This is a genomic window from Oceanispirochaeta sp. (genome assembly GCF_027859075.1).
Classification (GTDB): domain Bacteria; phylum Spirochaetota; class Spirochaetia; order DSM-2461; family DSM-2461; genus Oceanispirochaeta.
On record NZ_JAQIBL010000172.1, the window covers coordinates 1 to 4,958 of the forward strand.

General features: G+C 45.4%; 3 protein-coding genes. All 3 read right to left on the bottom strand.

Features of this window, described 5'->3' with window-relative positions:
- Positions 1-714: 714 nt before the first annotated feature.
- A complete protein-coding gene (locus PF479_RS09550; protein WP_298005491.1) occupies positions 715-2,433 on the bottom strand; it encodes a phage/plasmid primase, P4 family in 1,719 nt (572 codons plus the stop codon).
- A gap of 415 nt (positions 2,434-2,848) precedes the next feature.
- Positions 2,849-4,255 (bottom strand): RNA-binding domain-containing protein, encoded by a 1,407-nt coding sequence (locus tag PF479_RS09555; protein ID WP_298005494.1) that lies wholly within the window; start codon positions 4,253-4,255, stop codon positions 2,849-2,851.
- Between the two features lie 146 nt (positions 4,256-4,401).
- The gene (locus PF479_RS09560; protein WP_298005497.1) at positions 4,402-4,701 is read right to left on the bottom strand and encodes a transposase; all 300 of its coding nucleotides are present in this window, start codon (positions 4,699-4,701) and stop codon (positions 4,402-4,404) included.
- Positions 4,702-4,958 lie beyond the last annotated feature (257 nt).

The following is a 4,958-nucleotide window of genomic DNA, read 5'->3' on the forward strand; positions in this document are numbered from 1 at the left end:
CGTGAAAACTCATCTGTTTGCGGATCTCCTTTTCAGGCGGTCTCCACCGGACAGACAGGCCTGCAAGGGCGGGTAGCTTTATTCTTTCCCCCCTCCCGTCCCCCCTTGGGGGAGCGTCCGGTTCCGACCGCCTGAAAAGGAGATCCGCAAACAGATGAGTTTTCACGCCGACACCGGCCTCCGGGCCCTGCTTCGCAGAGCCCTCCGTCCGGAGGGACCTGGAAAATATTTTTTAGCTTTTGAAATTTCACCCGGCGGGGGCGTTTTTTTACCCAGAACTGATACTCTTGCAGTAATAAATGAAGTTAAACATGAATGGTTCTGCCAAAAGTAAAGCGCCAAAGGCTCCTTTATAATTCATTCTTATTCTTGTTCTACTTCTTACTTTCTATTCTTAAGTTCATAAACTACAGAAAGAATTTACAAGGATTATAAGAGAATAAGAAAGATTATAAAGGGCAGCCCCGGCAAAGAGTTCTCTATCACTAAGAACTGTAGATTCTGCAGCTCAAACTTCAGATAGGGGGCTGGGGGGTAAGAAAACGATCCAGGCAAAAGCAAAGTCAAATCAGAGGATTAAGGAAAACCCTTCATTTGAAGGGGAACCTACATCCTGACTACATTCAGAAAAACAGGGTTCCCAGCTCTTGAAAATGGATCGCTTGTAATGATTAAAATTAGTTTTAAATAGATTTTTACTTCTGCTCCGGTCCTTTAATAGGATCGGTTCTCCACCAGTTTGATGCCTATCCAGAAAATACCGGCGCTCAAGCGAACTTTATCCATTCCGGACTCTGAGAGCATCATGCTGAAGTTCCGGTTGCTCTTGGCCCTCTCATTGTTTTTCTCACACCAGGACCGATACTCCCGGTACAAAACGCTGGACTGGGTCATGCTCTCCGCCTTCATTTCACAGTTCTCAGACAGGAACATCTGAATATCGCTCATCTGGCTTCTGTATTCATCTGTGGCATCATTTACTGCCTCTACCGAACCAAGACCCTCCTTCTGCCAGCGGAGGCAGCCCTCGACCATCCAGGCTAGAATCCCGGGGAGTTCCCTCTCCAGTTTGGCAGAAAGCTTTTTATCCTGCTTCTCCTCGGGAAAGGTGACCAGAAAGGGAATCAGCTTGATCCTTCGCCAAATGGCATGATCGGTCCCGCCGATGCGGGGTTTATGATTTGTTGCCATCACAATCTTAAAGGTGGGGATAAACTGAAAGTATTCACCATAGAGAAACCGGGCGCTGATCATATCATTCCCAGTGAGCCTTTTGATGACCGACTCTGCCAGCCTGCCATGCTCATCGCTCTCCATGGCCGTCACAAAGCGGGACCCCTTGAGCCGGGCTATATCGTTGGTCGCCTGCTCTCCCTTCTTCTGCATTAAGGTTTCCGTGGGTGTGGTGGTGGCATAGTCTCCCAGGATGCGGTTCACCACGTTGATAAAGGTACTTTTTCCATTGGCCCCGGTGCCATAGAGGATACACAGGACCTGGCTGGACATATCTCCTGTGAGGGAACAGCCCAGGAATTTCTGAACAAAGCGGATCAGTTCCCGGTTCCCATCAAATATCTCCTTCAGGAACTTCTTCCAGACAGGGCAGTCTGCTTCCTCTAAATAATCAACGGGAGCCAGTTTTGTAAGCAGATCCTCACGACGATGGGGATGAAGCCGTCCGGAGCGGAGATCGATGATCCCATTGTTACAGTTCAGATGGAAGACATCCTGATCCAGTGCATCCGGGGAGATCCTGGCGCGGGGATCAGATTTGACGATGAACAACATAGATTCTACCTTCCGGGCTGTAGAACTGCGCCTGGCATGAGAGAGCATGGCCATACACTCTTCTCCATCTCTGCACCTGATAAGCTTTGCAAAAAGAGCTTCAATGCTGTTCCGGCCGAGTTCATAGATTTCTCCCAGTTCATCTACGGCCCATCGTTTCCCATCCCAGATCAGCCATTTTTTCCAGGGAGCACAGAACTTGATCTTCTCGCCATAATCCTCCAGCATCATCCGTGCATTGAAGAAGTCAGAATAATCTTCCCCCCGTTCGTCTGTATTCATAGAAAGCACAAGGATGGCTTCCCTCTCATGGTGTTTCTCTATCCCCATGCTGGGAGAATCCGGAGATGCCCACTCCTTGAGTGCTTCCAGATAGCCGGCCCAGCGGAGGGAGAAGTAGCGTTCCGAGCGCAGCTCCTCCTCCGTCAGGTCATGGGACAGGCGGCTGCAGCAGTTGTACATCAATGCCAGCAGGCCATAGCGCTTAAAGGTCTGTCCCTCCTGTAAGAGGGTCATGACGGCCAGTTGTTCGTCACTCCACCCCTCACGCCGGTAGGCGATGGCTTTGTTCACCTCACTTCGTTCATCTTCTTCAAATCTCCGAATCCTGTCGGTCATCAGTTTGAGATTTGTTCTTCTTGCCATTCAATTCTCCTTTTCTTGGTTCCTCTTTTGGAACCTCTGGTTTAGCCCGGACAAGGAAGGATATGCAGTGATGAAGGGCTAATTGTTTTTATTGTGAATGGAAAAATGGGCTTTGGGGGGTAGGGTTTACCCTATGTTTTAAGGGTAAAACTTCACTAGAATCGATTTTAATCAGTGAGAAGTGATATTTGATCAGAAAAGTTGAGCTTATATACTAATTTGTTTTTTTTTAACTTATGAGGTATCCACAATAGATTTTCGTTCCCAGCATCTCTTGTGGAAGTACAACTTCAACATATTTTGAAAATGATTATCCCATTGCTCAATATTGGCGAAAGTATGGTACTTGCTTTCCATTGTTCTATCATTGAGAAAACCTAAATATATTCAAACTACTGGAATGCTATAATACCCATTATTTGAGAACCTCCCAATGACCGCCTTTGTCTGGTCCGACTCGCTTGATTTTATTCTGACTTTGCAGTGCTGCAATGTTCTTCTCTATAGCCCTATCTCCAATCCCGACGGCTTTTGATAGTTCCGCTATTGTTATATTCGGATTTTCAGCCATTAGAGATACAATTTTCTCCGAACTTTTCTCCGAACTTTTCTCCGAACTTTTCTGGGAATCGACTGGACCCTTGACTGGACCTTCTAAAGGAAGGGTTAATTGAAAGTACTGTTTGTCTTCTTTGAAGACCGGTTTGGCTCCCTTTGAATAGAGGGGGAGATACTTGTTAATATTTCGAACTCCCGAACCTAATTCATCAAAACGTCCCAGCTGTATCATAAATTTGCAGAGAGTGGGATTATGGGAATAGGGATGCAGGTTCTCCGGTGTGATTTCTCCAAAAAAATGCTGCGTACAGGGATTGTCTAAGATCACCCTATCATTGTATATGATCAACCGGCCAGGAGAGGCACTCATATAATCCCGATGGGAGATAATATTGGAGATGGCTTCCCGGAAGATCTTGTCCATCAGACTGATACGCATATCCCCTTCCAAATAGAAAGGGTCATTTAAATGTTTATCAACAAAGGCCATCATCTGATCATAGGCATCAATCAAGTTGGTTCTAATTTCTACCCGGTCATCATAGCGTTCCTCATCATTGCGGCGGAGAAGGCAATCAAATTTATAGGCCGGGACGGCTCGTTGAATTGCCAGATCACTTCCAAAAAGAAGGAGAGCTGCCAGGGTTAAACAATTCTTTCCTGTTTCTTTGTCGATGGTATAGAATCCGCCGATTTGAAGCAGCTCTTCGTTGCTTAACTGTATCCAGGGATGGCTGGAGTTGTAGGCGTGCATTAAGGCTCTGACTTTATCAAAGAGTTCAGGGCGTAAATCGTCCAGAGTGGCCATCTGCTGGGGGCGTTGTTCGGAGAAGAGTCCAAGTTTACGGTTTAAAAGACCTGCCAATTGTTCAGTTCCCTGAACTCTGTAATCGCCGTCTTCACTGCGGAGGTAGATCTGCCCTCCGGTTTTATGGAGCTGGGAACTGAGGGGTACTTGCACTGTAATGATCCATTTTCCACCCATTTCATAGTCTTTTGGAAACAGGAGGTACGGGAGATCCAGTTTTTGAGGATTATTGGATAGGTTAGCCAGGTTGGCTTTCATTTGGTCTTTTGCAGCGGGGTTAACGCCTTTGATTTCTCCTTTGTCTGAGACTCCCAGGAGGATTGTTCCTCCATCGGTGTTGAGGAAGGCGCATATTGTTTCAAAGAGGTTTGTGGGGAGTGCATTGTAGGCTTCTTTGAATTCAATGTTGAGGTTTTCACCTTGGGTGAGGAGTTCTTTAATCTGGTTGATTGTCATGTGTTATCCCCCCTTGTATCATATACATCGATTATGACTTGGATTATATCGAATCCTTCATTATGAACGACTTCAAAAGATTCTTTTATAATATCCAGCATTTTATTCTTTGAATATATTTTTTGTTTTTCGGCTTTATATTCATCCTATAGTAAAGTGCTTAATGAGTACGGAAGTCTATGCTGTCTCAACCACTCGCCTTTTTGTTCTTCAGGAAGAATTTTGTTTTCAAGCAGTAGAGCCAGTTTTTCCCCGGGATTCCGCTGATGAGGGGTCATTCCATCTGCATCATCCAGACTCAGTTTACCAGTTCTGTACTTTTCTATCCAGTTTAATATAGTCGTATAGCTGATTCCTGTTTTCGGGGCTAATTGACTTGTACTTCTCCCGCTTCCATCCTGTGTCTTTCTGATTATTGAAACTCTAAATCCTGGTGAATATTTCATATTGTTCTTCCCTCCAACTGGCAAACTCTATCTTGACACAGGGGGGAAGGCTAATTGTCTTTATCGTGAATGGAAAAATGGGGGTTGGGGGTCGGGTTTACCCTATGTGTTAATGGGTAGAATAGTGATTCCATATAGGAGACAGGTACTATATTTGATATACCATTGATGAAGATTTTTTTGAATTAGATTTCCTAAGATATACGATTCAAGCCATGATCCTTAGAAATCCATCCTTCAATGGCAGATACTACATT

Bases quoted from the DNA above. Each gene is read 5' to 3' on its own strand.
- PF479_RS09555 (WP_298005494.1), bottom strand. From the start codon at position 4,255: ATGACAATCAACCAGATTAAAGAACTCCTCACCCAAGGTGAAAACCTC.
- PF479_RS09550 (WP_298005491.1), bottom strand. From the start codon at position 2,433: ATGGCAAGAAGAACAAATCTCAAACTGATGACCGACAGGATTCGGAGA.
- PF479_RS09560 (WP_298005497.1), bottom strand. From the start codon at position 4,701: ATGAAATATTCACCAGGATTTAGAGTTTCAATAATCAGAAAGACACAG.